The organism is Variovorax sp. 01N425, assembly GCF_056399465.1.
The window spans coordinates 331,114-348,142 of record NZ_JBFTRJ010000003.1 but is presented as its reverse complement, the minus strand read 5'-3'; the positions used below and the strand labels follow the sequence as shown (position 1 = coordinate 348,142).

Here is a 17,029-nt window from a genome sequence, read left to right as displayed (position 1 = left end):
CGCAACGATGAACGCCCCTGTCTCCCACATTGCGCTCGAAACGGTAGAGATCGACATCAGCGACGACCCGCTGTGGTACCGCGATGCGGTGATCTACCAGCTCAACGTCAAGGCGTTCTTCGACTCCAACAACGACGGCATCGGCGACTTCAAGGGCGTCACGGCCAAGCTCGACTACGTGAAGGAACTGGGCGTCAACACCATCTGGCTGATGCCCTTCTATCCATCGCCGCTGCGCGACGACGGCTACGACATCTCGGCCTACGAGGACGTGAACCCGCAGTACGGCACGCTGGACGACTTCCGCGAGATGCTCGACGCCGCCCACGAGCGCGGGCTGCGGGTGATCACCGAGCTGGTCATCAACCACACCTCGAGCGACCACCCCTGGTTCCAGGCCGCGCGGCGCGCGCCGGCGGGCTCGCCCGAGCGCGACTTCTACGTGTGGAGCGACACCGACCAGATCTACCAGGGCACGCGCATCATCTTCACCGACACCGAGACCTCCAACTGGGCCTGGGACCCGGTGGCCAAGGCCTACTACTGGCACCGCTTCTTCAGCCACCAGCCGGACCTCAACTTCGACAACCCCGCGGTGCTCGAAGCCATCTTCAAGGTGATGCGCTTCTGGCTCGACATGGGCGTGGACGGCTTCCGGCTCGACGCCATTCCCTACCTGGTGGAGCGTGACGGCACCAGCAACGAGAACCTGCCCGAGACCCACGCGGTGATCAAGCAGCTGCGCGCGGCGATCGATGCGCAGTACAAGAACCGCTTCCTGCTGGCCGAGGCCAACATGTGGCCGGAAGACGTGCGCGAGTATTTCGGCGATGGCGACGAGTGCCACATGGCGTACCACTTTCCGCTGATGCCGCGCATGTACATGGCCATTGCGCAGGAAGACCGGCACCCCATCGTCGAGATCATGCAGCAGACGCCCGACATTCCCGAGGGCTGCCAGTGGGCCATCTTCCTGCGCAACCACGACGAGCTCACGCTCGAGATGGTCACCAGCAAGGAGCGCGACTACATGTACACCATGTACGCGGCCGACCTGCGCGCGCGCATCAACCTGGGCATCCGCCGGCGCCTGGCGCCGCTGATGGAAAACGACATCGACCGCGTGAAGCTCATGAACGGCATGCTGCTGTCGATGCCCGGCTCGCCGATCATCTACTACGGCGACGAGATCGGCATGGGCGACAACGTGTTCGTGGGCGACCGCAACGGCGTGCGCACGCCCATGCAGTGGAGCCCCGACCGCAACGCCGGCTTCTCGCGCGCCGATCCGCAGCGGCTGTACCTGCAGCCCATCATGGACCCGATGTTCGGCTACGAGGCGCTCAACGTGGAGGCACAGGCGCGCGACAGCAGCTCGCTGCTCAACTGGACCAAGCGCATGCTGGCCGTGCGCAAGACCAGCCACGCCTTCGGCCGCGGCAAGCGGCGCTTCCTGAAGCCGGGCAACCGCAAGATCCTGGCCTACCTGAGCGAGTACGACGAGGACATCATCCTCACGGTGTTCAACCTGTCTCGCGCCGCGCAGCCGGTGGAGCTGGATCTCTCGGCCTTCAAGGGCCGCGTGCCCATCGAGATGCTGGGCCGCGCGCCGTTTCCGCCCATCGGCGAGCTGCCCTACCTGCTCACGCTGGCCTCGTACGGCTTCTACTGGTTCAGGCTCACTTCCGATGCCGAGATGCCGAGCTGGCACCAGGAAGGCGTGGCGCTGCAGGAGTGGCCCACGCTGGTGCTGTTCGACGGCTGGACCAGCTTCTTCCGCGACCGCGTGATGCCCTGGCGCATCGGCATGTCGGAGCGCATGCGCAACCAGTTCGAGCTGGAGACGCTGCCGCGCCACATCGAGATCCAGCGCTGGTATGCATCCAAGGGCACCCCCATCGAGCGCGCGCGCCTGGCGGACCACGTCATCTGGGAGGCAGGCCCGCTCAGCTGGATGCTGCCCTTGCTCGAACTCGATGGGCCGCCCGGCGGCGCCACCTACTTCATGCCGCTGGCACTGGCCTGGGAAGAGCGCGACGAGGAGCGCATGGCCGGCGTCGCGCAGGCCGCGCTCGCCAAGGTGCGGCAACAGGCGCAGGTGGGGCTGATGGGCGATGCGTTCTATGACGAAGCCTTCTGCCGCGAATTGGTGCTGGCCATCCGCAGCGGCATGGAACTGGAAACCGCCCAGGGGCGGCTGCGCTTTCGCGCGACGGCGGCCTTTGCCGAAGTGGAGGCCGACATCGCCAGTCTGCCGATCGGCCGGCCGAGCGGCGTGAGCAGCAACACCGTGGTCACGCTCGACGAAACCCTGTTCCTCAAGGGCTACCGCCACCTGCGCGAAGGCCTGAACCCCGAGCTGGAGATGGGCCGCTTCCTGACCGAGGTGGCCAAATATCCGCACTGCGTCCCGGTGCTGGGCGCGCTCGAATACACCGGCAACGACGGGCGCACCATGACCCTGGCCATGGTGCAGTCCTATGTGTCGAACCAGGGCGATGGCTGGGACCACACGCTGGGCTACCTGGAGCGCTTCCTGCGCGACTTCGCCACCACCAACGGCGCGCTGCCGGACCCGATGGCCGTGCACGGCGGCTTTCTCGCGCTCATGGCCACGCTGGGCCGGCGCACCGCCGAGCTGCACCAGGCGCTTGCGCTGCGCACCGGCGCGGCGGCCTTCGATCCCGAGCCGCTGCTGGACAGCGACATCGCCCGCTATGCGGAGCAGGCCCGCGCCGACGCCACCGCCACGCTGGCGCTGCTGCGCGAAAGGCTGGCCCAGCTGCCGGCGCCGGCGCAGCCCGATGCCCAGGCCCTTCTGGCCATGGAGGACGCGCTGCAGGGCTCCATCGCGGCGCGCAGGCCGCAGGCGCAAGGCGGCATCAAGAGCCGCTACCACGGCGACCTGCACCTGGGGCAGGTGCTGCTGCGGGACAACGACTTCGTGATCATCGACTTCGAAGGCGAGCCCGCGCGCAGCTTCGACGAGCGCCGCGCCAAGGGCTCGCCGCTGCGCGACGTGGCCGGCATGCTGCGTTCGTTCAACTATGCGCGCTGGTCCGCGCTGCGCCGCGTTGCGCAGAGCGTGGAGGAGGCCGCCTACCTGGGGCCGCCCGCCGCGGCCTGGGAGCAGTCGGCACGCCAGGCCTTCCTGGACGGCTACATGGAGGCCGGCGCGGGCGAGGAGGCCACCCGCATCGACGCCGACCTGCTCGCGCTGTTCGAGACCGAGAAGGCGCTGTACGAGCTGCGCTACGAGCTCAACAACCGCATCGACTGGGCGCAGGTGCCGCTGAACGGCGTGCTCGCGCTGCTGCAGGTGGAGCGGCCCGGTTGATGCTTGCACCGCATCCACCGCCTTCGTCCGCAACCGCAACCACGCACCGGAGAGAAACATGGACCGATTTGGCATTCACCTGGAGCCGCTGAACGCAATGCTCTACCAGGTCGGGGCCTTCGTGCCCCGCCTGGCGATTGCATTGGTGGTGGTGCTTGCCGGCTGGCTCATTGCCAAGGCCGCGCGCTTTGCGGTGACCAAGGCGCTGCGCGCGATCAACTTCAACGTGCTGACCGAGCGCGCGGGCCTGGACAACTTCCTGCGCCAGGGCGGCTGGCCGGGCGACACCTGCAGCCTGTTCGGCGTGCTGGCCTATTGGCTGGTGATCTTTGCGGCACTGCTGCTGGCGTTCAACGGCATGGGCCTGAGCTACATCGCCGACCTGCTCGGGCGCGTCGTGTGGTTCGTGCCCAATCTCTTCGTGGCCCTTTTGGTGCTGGCCTTCGGTTCCTACTTTGCCCGCTTCGTGGGAGAGGCGGTGTCGAGCTACTTCCGGGGCGCGCAGCTGCGCGACGCCATGCTGCTGGGCCAGATCGCGCGCTACGCGGTCATGGCCTTCGTCATCCTGATTGCGCTGGACCAGGTCAAGGTGGGCGGCGACATCGTGCGCGAAAGCTTCCTGGTGATCCTGGCGGGCGTGGTGTTCGCGCTGGCGCTGGCCTTCGGCCTGGCGGGCAAGGATTGGGCGGCCGAGCAGATCGAACGCTGGTGGCCGCGCCTGCCGAAGGACGGCAGCGACAGCAGCAGCGGCACGGCCAGGCCCAAGCCGAACCCGTTCGACGAGCGCCCGCCGCGCTGAAATTTCTTTCTCCCACATCCAACTTGATGACACGCAGCAGCCAACGCAATCCGATCTCGGCCGTCTGGCCGGGGCGCCCCTATCCGCGGGGCGCCAACTGGGACGGGGAGGGCGTGAACTTCGCGCTTTTTTCCCAGCACGCACAAGGGGTGGACCTGTGCCTCTTCGACGACAAGGGCCGCCACGAAATCCAGCGCATCCCGATCCGGGAGCGCACCGACGGCGTATGGCACTGCTACCTGCCCGAAGCCCGCCCGGGCCAGGCCTACGGCTACCGCGTGCACGGCCCCTACAAGCCCGAGGAGGGCCACCGCTTCAACCCGCACAAGCTGCTGGTCGATCCCTACGCAAAAGACCTGGTGGGCGAACTGCGCTGGGGCGATGCGCTCTACGGCTACACGGTCGGCAGCAAGCGCGAAGACCTCTCGTTCGACCGCCGCGACAGCGCGCCGCTGGTGCCCAAGGGCCGCGTGCTGGAGCCGGCCTTCACCTGGGGCGACGACCGCCGGCCCTCGGTGCCCTGGCAGGACATGGTGATCTACGAGCTGCACGTGCGCGGCTTCACCATGCGCCACCCCGACGTGCCGCCCGAGCTGCGCGGCACCTACGGCGGCCTGTGCTGCGCGCCCGTGGTCGACTACCTCAAGCGCCTGGGCGTGACCACCATCGAGCTGCTGCCGGTGCACAGCTTCCTCAACGACCGGCACCTGGCGGAGAAGGGCCTGCAGAACTACTGGGGCTACAACTCGCTGGCCTACTTCGCCCCCGAGACGCGCTACAGCGCCTCGGGCAAGGTGAAGGAGTTCAAGACCATGGTGAAGACGCTGCACTCGGCCGGCATCGAGGTGATCCTGGACGTGGTCTACAACCACACCTGCGAAGGCAACCAGCTCGGGCCCACCCTCTCGATGCGCGGCGTGGACAACGCCTCCTACTACATCGTCAACGCCGACAACCGGCGCTACTACGACGACTTCACCGGCTGCGGCAACACCGTCAACCTGGAGCATCCGCATGCGCTGCAGCTGGTGATGGATTCGCTGCGCTACTGGGCCGAGGAAATGCACGTGGACGGCTTCCGCTTCGACCTGGCCTCGGCGCTCGCGCGCGAGGCCGGCAAGGTCGAGAACCTGGGCGGCTTCTTCGACGCCATCCGCCAGGACCCGACGCTCAACCGCGTCAAGCTCATCGCCGAGCCCTGGGACCTGGGCCACGGCGGCTACCAGGTGGGCAACTTCCCGCTCGGCTGGGCCGAATGGAACGACCGCTACCGCGACGGCATGCGCGGTTTCTGGAAGGGCGACCCGGGCGTGATCGGCGAGGTCGGCAAGCGGCTCACCGGCTCGGAAGACCTGTACGGCTGGTCGGGCAAGCGGCCCAACGCGAGCATCAACTTCATCACCGCGCACGACGGCTTCACGCTCGACGACCTGGTCTCCTACAACGACAAGCACAACGAGGCCAACGGCGAGGACAACCGCGACGGCAGCAACCACAACATCTCCTGGAACTGCGGCGCCGAAGGGCCGACGGAGGACCCCGAGATCGCCGCGCTGCGCGAGCGCCAGAAGCGCAACCTGCTGGCCACGCTGCTGCTGTCGCAAGGCGTGCCGATGCTGCTGGCCGGCGACGAGCGCGGCCACACGCAGAACGGCAACAACAACGCCTACTGCCAGGACAACGACATCAGCTGGCTCGACTGGACGCCCACGCCCGAGCGGCAGGCGCTGATCACCTTCGTGGAGCGCACCATCGCGCTCAGGCGCGCCCACCCCTCGTTCCGGCGCCGCAGCTTCTTTGCCGGCAAGCCCTCGGAGGCCGAGAGCGTGACCGACGTGGTCTGGCTGCGGCCCGACGGCGCCGAGATGCGCCCCGAGGACTGGAGCGACGCCAACGCGCGCTGCCTGGCGATGTACATGTCCGGCGGCGGCATTGCCGACCGCGGGCCGCGCGGCGAGGCGCTGCACGACGATGATTTTCTGGTGCTGTTCAACGCGCACCACGACGAGATCCCGTTCACCCTGCCGCCCGCTCCCTATGGCGCGTGGCGGCTGCTGCTCGACACCGCCAGCGGCACCCCGCCGCCCGCCACCGAGGACGTGGCCGCGCTCGCGCCCGCCTGGTCCGAGCCCGCCTATCCGCTGCAGTGCCGCTCGCTAGTGGTGCTGAGCCGGCCGGACGTGCGGCCATGAAGCGTTTCCACCGCATGCCGTTCGGCGCCACGGTGCGCGGCGATGGCGGCGTGGACTTTGCACTGTGGGCGCCGTCCATGCATGGCGTCACGCTCGTGCACACACCGGCGGGCGGGAAGGAGGCCTCGCACGCCATGGCGCAGGACACGGACGGCTGGCACCGCCTCACGCTCGCCGATGCGCGCGCTGGCGACCTCTATGCCTACCGGCTCGCCGACGGCACCACCATGCCCGACCCGGCCTCGCGCTTCAATCCGCAGGACGTGCACGGTCCGAGCCAGGTGGTCGATCCGGCCCTCTACGAATGGGCCGACACCGCTTGGCGCGGCAGGCCCTGGCACGAGGCCGTGGTCTACGAACTGCACGTTGGCACCTTCACCGCGGAAGGCACCTTCCGGGCCGCGCGCGAGCGGCTCGGCGAGCTGGCGGAACTGGGCATTACCGCGGTCGAGCTCATGCCGCTCGCGGATTTTCCCGGTGCGCGCAACTGGGGCTACGACGGCGTGCTGCAGTTCGCGCCCGACGCCAGCTACGGCACGCCCGACGAGCTCAAGGCCCTCGTCGACAGCGCGCATGCGCTGGGGCTGATGGTGCTGCTCGACGTGGTCTACAACCACTTCGGGCCGGAGGGCAACTACCTGCACGCCTGCTGCCCCGAATTCTTCGACGCGGCCCAGCACACGCCATGGGGCGCGGCCATCAACTTCGACGGGCCGGGCTCGCGCACCGTGCGCGACTTCTTCGTCCACAACGCGCTGTACTGGGTGAAAGAATTCCACTTCGACGGCCTGCGCATGGATGCGATCCATGCCATTCGCGATGCCTCGCCCAGGCACATCGTGCAGGAGATCCGCGAGGCGCTGAACGCCGGGCCGGCGCGCGAGCGGCAGGTGCACCTGGTGCTGGAGAACGACGCCAACCAGGCCTCGCTGCTGGCGCGCGACGGCAACGGCCTGCCGGTGGCGGGCACCGCGCAATGGAACGACGACCTGCACCACGCCGCCCATGTGCTGGCCACCGGCGAGCGCGACGGCTACTACGCCGACTATGCCGACGACGCCGCGGCCCGCTTTGCGCGTGCGCTGGCCGAAGGCTTCATCTACCAGGGGCAGCCCTCGGCCTTTCGCGGCGGGGAGCCGCGCGGCGAACCCAGCACGCAGCTGCCGCCGACCGCTTTCGTGTCCTACCTGCAGACCCACGACCAGGTCGGCAACCGCGCGTTCGGCGAGCGCATCCATGCGCTCGGCGATCCGGTGCTGGTGCGCGCCGCGCTGGCCTGCGTGCTGCTGTCGCCACACGTGCCCATGTTCTTCATGGGCGACGAGTTCGCGGCTTCCTCGCCGTTCCTGTACTTCTGCGACTTCGGCCCCGAACTGGCCTCGGCCGTGGCCGAAGGGCGCCGCGCAGAGTTCGGCCGCTTCGCCGCCTTTGCCGACGAAGCCGCGCGTGCGCGCATTCCCGATCCCAATGCGGACCAGACCTTCCAAGCCTCGAAGCTGCGCTGGCGCGAGCGCGGCACGCGGGCGCATTTCGCGCAGCTGTGCGAGGTGCAGCAATTGCTCGACGCGCGCCATCGGCTGCTGGTGCCGCACCTGGCCGGCGTGCGCGGCGCGGGAAGCCATGGCTGCGAAGACGGGATGATCCGGGTTCAGTGGAAGCTCTCGGACAAGCGCCTTCATCTGCTTGCGAATCTTGGTGCGCAGCCTGCGGTGGAAGCAGCCGCGCCTGCGGGCACGGTGCTCTACAGCAGGGGCGCCGTGGCCGCGGCGGCGGGCCTGCAGCTCGAGCGGGGCGCCGTGCATGCGACGCTGGAGGACATCGCCGGTGGCTGATCCGGGTCATTGGAGCGACGATGTGCTGGAGCGCCTGTGCCGGCACTACGGCATCTCGCCGGCCTACCACGACGCCTTCGGAACGCTGCGCCATGCATCGCCCGAGAACCTGGCCGCGCTGCTGGCCGAGTTCGGCGTGCAGGCGGGTGCCGCAACTGGCGCAGAGGCCGATGCGCCCGCCATGCCACCGGTGCAGGTGGTGCAGGCGCATGCACCGCACTGGTCGCTGCAGCTGCCGCAGCGCTCAGGCAGCCTGCGCTGGCGGCTGCGCGACGAGCAGGGGCTCGTGCGCGAGGGCGAAGCCGACGCGCAGCCCTGGCCGCATGGCAGCTGCACGCTGCAGCTGGCCGAGCCGCTCGCGCCCGGCTATCACTGGCTGCAGATCGACGGCCTGGCCGGCGAGACCCTGCTCGTCGCTTCGCCCGGCCGCTGCTACCGCCCGCCCGCCGTGCAGGACGGTGGCCGCGTCTGGGGGCCGGCGCTGCAGCTGTATGCGCTGCGTTCGGCGCGCAACTGGGGCATCGGCGATTTCGGCGACCTCGAAGCGCTCGTCGACCGCATGGCCGGGCAGGGCACCGACCTGATCGGCCTGAACCCGCTGCATGCGCTGTTCCCGACCGATCCGCCGCGCGCCAGCCCCTACAGCCCGTCGTCGCGGCAATGGATCAACGTGCTGTACATCGACGTCGAGGCGGTCGACGACTTCGCCGCCTGCGAGGCCGCGCGCCGGCACGTCGAATCGCCGGGGTTCCAGGGCCGGCTCGCGGCGCTGCGGGCCGCGCCGCTGGTCGACCATGCCGGCGTGGCCACCGCCAAGTTCGAAGTGCTGGAGCTGCTGTTCGAGCACTTTCGCGCGCGGCATCTTTCGCCGGCCGGCGCTCCCGATGCACGCGGCGAGGCCTTCCTGGCCTTTGTCTCGGCGCAGGGCGAGCCGCTGCGCCAGCACGCCTTGTTCGAGGCGCTGCAGGCCCACTTTGCCGCGGCCGATCCGCAGTGCTGGGGCTGGCTCGCCTGGCCCGAAGCCTATCGGGAGGCGGATTCGCCCGAGGTGCAGGCCTTTGCGGCCGAGCATGCCGAGCGGCTGCAATACCACCAGTACCTGCAATGGGTGGCCGAGCACCAGCTTGCGCGCGCGGGCGAACGCTGCAAGGCGCTGGGCATGGGCATCGGGCTCTACCTGGACCTGGCCGTGTCGGTGGACCGCGGCGGCTCCGACGCCTGGGCCGCGCGCCACTGCTTCGCGGTCGGCGCGAGCATCGGTGCGCCGCCCGACGAGTTCAACCCGGCCGGGCAGAACTGGGGCCTGCCGCCGCTGCGCCCCGACCACCTGCGCACGCACCACTACCAGCCCTTCGTGCAGATGCTGCGCGCCAACATGCGGCATGCCGGCGCGCTGCGCATCGACCATGTGATGGGGCTGATGCGTCTGTTCTGGATTCCGCCGGGCCGCTCGCCGCACGACGGCGCCTACGTGCGCTACGCGGTCGAGGAGATGCTGGCCATCGTGGCGGTCGAAAGCCATCGGCATGGCTGCATGGTGGTGGGCGAAGACCTGGGCACGGTGGAAGACGCGATGCGCGAAGCGCTCGCGCGCGCCGATGTGCTCTCCTACCGGCTGCTCTACTTCGAGAAGCAGCAGGGCGGCGGCTTCACGCTGCCTGCGGCCTACCCGGCAGCCGCGCTGGTGGCCATCAGCACGCACGACCTCGCCACGCTCGCGGGTTGGTGGTCGGGCCACGACCTGCGGCTGCGGTTGGCGCTCGGGCTTTTTCCCGATCCGCGGCTGTTCGATGCGCAGCTGCTGGACCGCGCGCAGGAACGCATCCGGCTGACGCTGGCCGTGCGCGAGGCGGGCCTGCTGTCCGCCGACGAGGCGGCGCAGGCGCTGTCGCTCGCAGTGCCTTCGCCGCGCATCATGCAGGCGGTCCACGCGTTCCTGGCCGCGGCGCCGTCGGCGCTGATGGTGTTCCAGCTCGAGGACGTGGCCGGCGAGGTGGAGCAGGCCAACATGCCCGGCACCACCGACACCCATCCCAACTGGCGGCGCAAGCTGCTGCCCAGCGTGCAGGAGCTGGCGGCGGGCGATGCGATGCAGGGGCTCACGGAACACCTGCGCGCGATTCGCCCGCGCCGCAGCCTGCGCGCGGAAGCGGCGCCGTCCACGCTGCTGCAGGCGCGCGTGCCGAGGGCCACCTACCGCCTGCAGTTCCACCAGGGCTTCGGCTTCGACGATGCGATCCGCGTGCTGCCCTATCTCGCGCAGCTCGGCGTGAGCCATGTGTATTGCTCGCCCATCCAGCGCGCCCGCGCGGGCAGCACGCACGGCTACGACGTGGTGGCCCATGCCGAGGTCAATCCCGAGCTCGGCGGCGCCGAGGGCTTTGCGCGCTTCGTCGCGGCGCTGCAGGCGCACGGCCTCGGGCAGCTGCTCGACATGGTGCCCAACCACATGGGCGTGCTCGGCGCCGACAACGCCTGGTGGATGGACGTGCTGGAGAACGGCCCGGCCTCGCTCTTCGCGCATCACTTCGACATCGACTGGCAGCCGCTCAACAAGGAGCTGGCCGGCAAGGTGCTGCTGCCGGTGCTTGGCGGGCACTATGGCGAGGTGCTCGCGAGCGGGGAGCTGGCGCTGCACTTCGAAGCGGCGCACGGCAGCTTCGCGCTGCGCTACTTCGACCACCGGTTTCCGCTGGCGCCCGAAAGCTATCCCGTGGTTCTTGCATGCGCATTGCCGCACCTGAAGGACCCGATGCTCGCAGCGCAGCTCGCCAGCCTCTCGGCCGCCTTCGGCCACCTGCCCAGCCGCCGTGCGCAGACGCCCGCCGAATGCACCGAGCGCGTGCGCGACAAGGAACTGTTCAAGGCCCGCCTCGCGCATCTGGCAGAGGCGCATCCGTCGCTCGCGCGCGCCGTGCTGGCCGCGGTGGCGGAGTTCAACCTGGCGTCGGAAGAGGCGCGCGACCAGCTGCACCGGCTCATCGACCTGCAGGCCTTCCGGCTCGCCTACTGGCGCGTGGCGGCCGACGAAATCAACTACCGGCGCTTCTTCGACATCAACGACCTGGCGGCGGTGCGCATGGAACGCGACGAGGTGTTCGAGGCCACCCAGTCCTTCGCGCTCGACCTTGCCGCGGCCGGCGTGGTGGACGGCCTGCGCATCGACCATCCCGATGGCCTGTACGACCCTGCGCGCTACTTCCGGCAGCTGCAGGAAGGCTATGCGCGCCGCGCGGGCATCGTGCTGCCGGCTACCGGCCCCGATGGACGGCCGGCGCGCCCGCTGTACGTGGTGGCCGAGAAGATCGCCGCCTCGGAAGAAGAGGTGCCCGCCGAATGGCATGTGCACGGCACCACCGGCTACCGCTTTGCCAACGTGGCCAACGGCGTGCTCGTGGACACCGCCGCGGCCGACGCCCTGCGGCAGGCCTGGCATGGCTTCACGGGCGAGGCGCAGGACTTCGGCTCGGTCGCAAGGGCCGGCAAGCGCGAGGTCATGCGCAGCGCGCTGTCGTCGGAGCTCAACGTGCTCTCCTCCGAACTGCTCAGGATTGCGCGGGCCGACCGCGGCACACGCGACTACACGCTCAACGCGCTGCGCCGCGCGCTCGCCGAAGTGGCGGCCTGCATGCCGGTCTACCGCACCTACATCGTCGACGCACCCTCCGCGCAGGACGCGCATTTCATCGACGCCGCCACCGAGGCGGCCGAGCGCCAGAGTGTCGATGCCGACCGCTCCGTCTTCGCCTTCGTGCGCCGCTCGCTGCGCGGCGAGGCCGCGGCCGCGCATGCGCCACCGGCGCTGGCCGGGCGCGTGCGCCGGTTCGCGATGCGCTTCCAGCAGTTCAGCGCGCCGGTCGCGGCCAAGGGCGTGGAGGACACCTCGTTCTACCGCTACTTTCCGCTCAGTTCGCTCAATGAGGTCGGCGGCGAGCCGGACCAGTTCGGTTTCGACGTGCCCGAGTTCCATGCATTGAGCGCCGACCGCGCGCGGCACTGGCCGCACACCATGCTCGCGACCTCCACGCACGACAACAAGCGATCGGAAGAGGTGCGCAACCGCATCGACGTGCTCTCCGAAATGCCCAGCGAGTGGCGCGACGCGCTCGCGCGCTGGCACGCGCTGTGCCGCGGCGGCGAGCAGGCGGAGGCAGCGCCTTCGCGCGCCGACGAATACCTGCTCTACCAGACCCTGCTCGGCACCTTGCCCTTCGGCGGCCTCGATGCTGCCGACGTGCCGGCCTATGCCGCGCGTGTGTGGCAGTACATGCAGAAGGCCGCGCGCGAAGCCAAGCTCCACACGCGCTGGACCCAGCCCGATGCACCGTACGAAGCGGCGCTCGAAGGCCTGGTGCAGCGGATCCTCTCGGACCTGTCGAAGGACGGCTGCCTTGCGGACATCCAGCGCCTGGCCGATCGCTTGTCATGGTTCGGTGCGTGGAACGGCTTGACGCTCACGCTGCTGAAGTACGGCTCGCCGGGCGTGCCGGATCTCTATCAAGGAAGCGAGCTGATCGACCTGAGCCTGGTCGATCCCGACAACCGGCGGCCGGTGGACTATGAACTGCGCAGCCGTCGGCTCGATGAGCTCCAGGCGATGGCAGGCGGGCACGACCTTGCTGCGCGCGTGCAGGCGCTGGCCGGGTCGCCGCACGATGGCCGCGCGAAGCTCTGGTTCATCTGGCGGCTGCTGTCGATGCGGCGCTCGCATGCGGAACTATTCCGCGAAGGCAGCTACGAAGGGCTCGCGGTCGAAGGGCCGCTGGCGCGGCATGTGGTGGCCTTTGCGCGCAGGCACGAAGGGCGGACGCTGGTGGTGATGGCGGGGCGGTTGTTTGCGGGGATTGCGTGCGCCGGGGCGGATGGTGTGCCGGTGCTTCCCGATGCGGAGGCGTGGAGGGGGACGAGGGTGGTGTTGCCTGAGGATCTCGGAGGCGCAACGCTGGTGAACGTGCTCACCGGCGAATCGCTGGCTGCCGAGGATCGCGTCGTCTCGCTGAAAGATGCGTTCTGCCGCATGCCTTGGGCTATCTTCCAAAAATAGGAGCTTGATTCATCGAATCGTTTGCAGAGTAGCGGAGTGCGGCCGACTGGACGTAGTTCAGAGATCCGCCGCTGTCGGAGACTTGGCTGAGCGAGGTCGAGAACTACTTGAGCGAAGTCGACTCATGGTTGAGCAGCGGGACGCCGAAGCAGAGGTGTGTTGGACGTCGTCGGAAATGATCGGCACTCATGATGTTGGCGCCGCAATAAACTTCAAACTGTTCGGGACCTGAGAATCTCGACAGCGCCGACGCAACGTCGGTGCACCGCCAGCCGGCCAAGCCGCCGGCGCCCGAGTTGCGCCAAGCGCCACGGGGGATCACTTCAACGTGAAATCTTATGACGCACAGAACCAACCTCTGCGCGCTCCGCGAGAGCGCTTTCTGGGCTCAAGGCCACCTTTGTTTTTGCTGTCTGCACCCGATGTAGCGCGCAGACGCGAAAGCGTTCGCAGTGGCGCATGGCATCTCGCCCGACCGGGCGCGAATGGTTCGGCTGACGGCCGAGCACCTGACCCGCGAAGATCGATGGCGGGCGCACCATTGCTTCCAACATCGTGGCCGCTTGCTGTGACTGGAACCGCTGCCGCCATGCGCTGTTCCGGGCGCCGCCCCCCACCCCGAAGCTTATTCATTCTTTGTGCTGCTGAGTGTTGCCGCCGGAGTTTGGCTTGCGAAGGCGCCGACGATTGAGGATCCGTGTCGCCCCGCAGCGCGGCAGTGCCGCCAGAACAGCCTACTCTCGCAGCGTGAACACTACGGACAGGTAAGAGACCGGCTGAGTGTGAATGGCCTCGATCCCATGCAGTGCGGTCGCTTCGAACAGCAGCGAGTCCCCAGCCCTCACCCCGACTGACTTGCCGCCATAGCGGTAGGTGACCCCCCCGGAGAGGAAGTACAGGAACTTCAAGCCGGGGTGCTGGAAGGTCACGTAGGGATCGGCGCCGGGCAGCAATGTGACCAGGTAGGGCTCGACGAACAGGTTACCCGACAGCAGGTGGCCCAGCAGCTCGTAGCGGTAGTCCGCCACCGCGCCGATGCGATCGACCAAGACACCATGTCCTGCACGCACATGGCAAAAGTCAGTGCGCCGCGCCTGGTCACTGAAGAAGCGTGAGGTCGGCACGTGCAGCCCCTGCGCCAGGCGCTCCAGTGTCTCCACCGAAGGCGAGACCAGCCCGCGCTCGATGCGAGAAAGCATCGACGCAGAAATCCCCGAGGTCTTGGCCAGTTCGCCGCCAGACACCTCGGCCGCCATGCGCAGCGCCCGCACCTGCGCGCCGATGCGGGCTGCGGAGAGGCTGCGCACAACAGGTGCGGGTTGCCGTGGCCGGACACGCGTCACCGACGCTGGCAAGCGCAACGGGTGAGCCGTTGGCAGAGGCGAAGCGAGCTGTCGACGCGCCATTTGAATCTCACTCCGCTCCAGATAGTTGAGTTGTCGAAGGAAGAAACTTGATCGAAACAAAACACACTTTGCGTTTTATTTTCAGCTAGTTTGCCAGAATCCGCCTCCTAACCAAACTGATAGTTTGTGTACTCTTAGTGTTGGAGATTGAAAACTTGGGCGCATGCCCCGAGTAGTTGCAAACAAGCCCCAGCCACTGGACTCTGTGTCCAGCAAAGAGCTGGAGCGTCTGCAACAAGCATTTGGCGAGCATCTGCGCGCCTTACGGCACGACCGCCTCATCACGATCGAGCAACTTGCGGAGTTGGCCGGCTTGCACCCCAATTACGTTGGTTCTGTTGAACGAGGCGAGCGCAACTTGTCGCTCTTCAACATTTGGAGGCTGGCCGGCGGCCTGGAGGTCTCGGTCTCGCAACTTGTGGAAACGCTGCCCGCGCGGGTGGTCAAGCGTGGCCGCCGAGCCAGCTAACAGCCCCCGTCACACTCAGGCAAAGTACGTCGCCGAGCCGAGTAATCCTCCGACGATCGACAGGCAGTGCAGGCATCTATTCGACAAGGTGCCCCGCAGGGAGCCCGTCGCCGGCGTGGGCGGGAGTTCGTCGGACTATGCCCGCCGACCTCCCGCCCATGCCATCCTTCTCATCTTGTTTGACGCGCTCTTCTCATCCTGATTGTTGCGCCGCAACCAAACGCACGCGGTCTACAACTGGGGGCGCAAGATCCGGCACCAGCTTCCGAAGCTGCGCACAATCAAGGGGCGGCGCGAAGAGAACGGGCCCTCCCTAAACGAAAAGGCCTCCAGCTCCGACCGCTCGGTCGCATGGCTCTGCCACAAGGAAAAAGGCCGAAACCCGCATGGATGCTAGGTTTCGACCGTTCTTGGTGTTGGTGGTGGCCCTGAGTAACTCGACCACTCGACCCACGGACTAAGCGTCCGTTGCTTGCGACTGCTGCCCGGCATTTTGCTGCTCGGTCAAAACGGACTCGGTTTCGAGCAGCAGTTCGCCAGCAGTACGACCGAGAGCGTTCGCGATGCGCAGGATCATGGCGAGTGTTGGCATGTGTTCACCGCGCTCGATTTTTCCCATGTGCGACCGTTCGATGCCTGCTTGGTGGGCCAATGCTTCCTGTCCGACACCATCCGCCGTTCGCAGCGCTCTCACGACGGCGCCAAATGCAAGGGCCGGCTCGACCTCAAATGTGGTTGCCCCAAGTGGCCTTCCTCTCCGCGTGACTTGCTTCTGCATGGACAGAAGGCTCGGATTTGGAGACAATTAAAACCACGTTATCTTTAACTCATAACTTCTTCTCTGGTGCAGATCTCTTAGTTTGCAATCCGCATCGCGGCTTGCCAGCGAATTCCAATGACGCGTCGACAGCTTGCCTCGCCTCTTCCAACGGCACGACCGTTGCGGCTTCCGCGCTCGGTGACGCATTTTCTGCCGCGGCAGTCAACGCCGGTCGTGCGCAGCATGTCTGCGGCGCGCATCGGCGCGCAGGTGAGGGCGCTTCGCATGGCGGCTGAGATGTCGGCTGGTTCGCTGGCAAAGGCCTCGGGGGTCTCTGCTTCGATGCTTTCGCGCATCGAGCGTGGTCTGGTGTCACCGTCGGTGGAGACCTTGGAGCGCGTTGCGCAGGGGTTGCATGTGCCGGTGTCGCGCTTCTTCGGAGATCAGGCGCGCCGCACGGACTTCTCTCATGTGCGTGCGGGGAAGGGCGTTGTTGTCGATCGGGTCGGCGCGGTCGCGGACTACCGCTACGAACTGCTGGGGCACCTCCTTTCGGGCAACCTGTTTGTTGAGCCCTATCTGGTCACGCTGTTGCCCGGTGCCGATCCCTACGTGACCTTCCAACACCCGGGCCTCAAGTTCCTGTACTTCCTGTCCGGGGAAGTGACCTACCGCTACGGTGCCAAGACAGCTGCGGTGAGGGCGGGGGACTCGCTGCTGTTCGATGCGACCGCGCTGCACGGCATCGAGGTGATAGAGGTCCAGCCGGTGTCCTACCTGTCAGTGGTGTTCACACTGCGCGAGTGAGGAGGGAGCAGGCGAGTCTTCCCGAGGGCGATCTTCGGTGTGTCTTGTGTGCAAGAGCCCGAGGAGCTCTCGCGCGGAATAAGTGAAGATGTGTTCGGGATGTCCGGCCGTAGGTCGTATGCACTTCCCGCTCGCGATGACTCGTGGCCGGGCGGCCTTGGCATCTTCCGACGACAGTTACCGAGACCTCGACGGCCAGCACTTGGTCGATTTGAACATGCATCCGGCTCGGCGGTTCTCGAGGGTCGAGGGGCTTTTTGGGGCCGTTCCTTTCGTCAGGGATTCCGCGTGTTGGCTCGCGCTCGCTGCCGTTGCCTCTGCGTCCGTTCGCCCGGTGCTATCGCGCCCGAGCGAGGATGGATTGTTCGCAGACTCGATTCGCG

Annotated in this window: 9 protein-coding genes; 7 read left to right on the top strand and 2 right to left on the bottom strand. The window is 67.7% G+C overall.

The features are described from left to right. Window positions 1–7 precede the first annotated feature (7 nt). From treS to AC1DSC_RS07210, 5 genes are read left to right on the top strand one after another with little or no spacing between them, the layout of a single operon-like run. Window positions 8–3,337 (top strand): maltose alpha-D-glucosyltransferase, encoded by a 3,330-nt coding sequence (treS, locus tag AC1DSC_RS07230; RefSeq protein WP_012747112.1) that lies wholly within the window; start codon window positions 8–10, stop codon window positions 3,335–3,337. A gap of 58 nt (window positions 3,338–3,395) precedes the next feature. Then, window positions 3,396–4,136, top strand: a complete 741-nt coding sequence (locus AC1DSC_RS07225; RefSeq protein ID WP_012747113.1) for a mechanosensitive ion channel family protein — start codon at window positions 3,396–3,398, stop codon at window positions 4,134–4,136. Window positions 4,137–4,162: 26 nt separating this feature from the next. Further along, entirely contained in the window at window positions 4,163–6,328 is a 2,166-nt protein-coding gene (gene glgX, locus AC1DSC_RS07220) for a glycogen debranching protein GlgX (RefSeq protein ID WP_012747114.1), read from the top strand. Next, window positions 6,325–8,160, top strand: a complete 1,836-nt coding sequence (treZ, locus tag AC1DSC_RS07215; protein WP_012747115.1) for a malto-oligosyltrehalose trehalohydrolase — start codon at window positions 6,325–6,327, stop codon at window positions 8,158–8,160. Before glgX ends, treZ begins: the two co-directional genes overlap by 4 nt. A gap of 22 nt (window positions 8,161–8,182) precedes the next feature. Further along, window positions 8,183–13,204 carry a malto-oligosyltrehalose synthase gene (locus AC1DSC_RS07210; protein WP_062361900.1) on the top strand — a complete coding sequence of 1,674 codons (5,022 nt, stop codon included), beginning with the start codon at window positions 8,183–8,185 and terminating at the stop codon, window positions 13,202–13,204. Between the two features lie 734 nt (window positions 13,205–13,938). Here the strand turns inward: AC1DSC_RS07210 and AC1DSC_RS07205 are convergent. Further along, entirely contained in the window at window positions 13,939–14,511 is a 573-nt protein-coding gene (locus AC1DSC_RS07205; protein WP_012747117.1) for a helix-turn-helix domain-containing protein, read from the bottom strand. A 304-nt stretch (window positions 14,512–14,815) separates the two neighbouring features. On the opposite strand from AC1DSC_RS07205, the gene AC1DSC_RS07200 reads away from it, so the two are divergent. Next, a complete protein-coding gene (locus AC1DSC_RS07200; RefSeq protein WP_307597013.1) occupies window positions 14,816–15,079 on the top strand; it encodes a helix-turn-helix domain-containing protein in 264 nt (87 codons plus the stop codon). 457 nt (window positions 15,080–15,536) lie between these two features. Here AC1DSC_RS07200 and AC1DSC_RS07195 read toward each other — a convergent pair whose 3' ends face one another. Next, window positions 15,537–15,857, bottom strand: coding sequence for a helix-turn-helix domain-containing protein (locus AC1DSC_RS07195; protein ID WP_018902889.1), 321 nt, complete (start codon window positions 15,855–15,857; stop codon window positions 15,537–15,539). A gap of 225 nt (window positions 15,858–16,082) precedes the next feature. On the opposite strand from AC1DSC_RS07195, the gene AC1DSC_RS07190 reads away from it, so the two are divergent. Next, on the top strand, window positions 16,083–16,646 hold the full coding sequence (locus AC1DSC_RS07190) for a helix-turn-helix domain-containing protein (RefSeq protein ID WP_174545069.1): 564 nt from the start codon (window positions 16,083–16,085) through the stop codon (window positions 16,644–16,646). The last annotated feature ends 383 nt before the right edge of the window (window positions 16,647–17,029 follow it).

Bases quoted from the DNA above. Each gene is read 5' to 3' on its own strand.
- treS (WP_012747112.1), top strand. From the start codon at position 8: ATGAACGCCCCTGTCTCCCACATTGCGCTCGAAACGGTAGAGATCGAC.
- AC1DSC_RS07225 (WP_012747113.1), top strand. From the start codon at position 3,396: ATGGACCGATTTGGCATTCACCTGGAGCCGCTGAACGCAATGCTCTAC.
- glgX (WP_012747114.1), top strand. From the start codon at position 4,163: ATGACACGCAGCAGCCAACGCAATCCGATCTCGGCCGTCTGGCCGGGG.
- treZ (WP_012747115.1), top strand. From the start codon at position 6,325: ATGAAGCGTTTCCACCGCATGCCGTTCGGCGCCACGGTGCGCGGCGAT.
- AC1DSC_RS07195 (WP_018902889.1), bottom strand. From the start codon at position 15,857: ATGCAGAAGCAAGTCACGCGGAGAGGAAGGCCACTTGGGGCAACCACA.
- AC1DSC_RS07190 (WP_174545069.1), top strand. From the start codon at position 16,083: ATGTCTGCGGCGCGCATCGGCGCGCAGGTGAGGGCGCTTCGCATGGCG.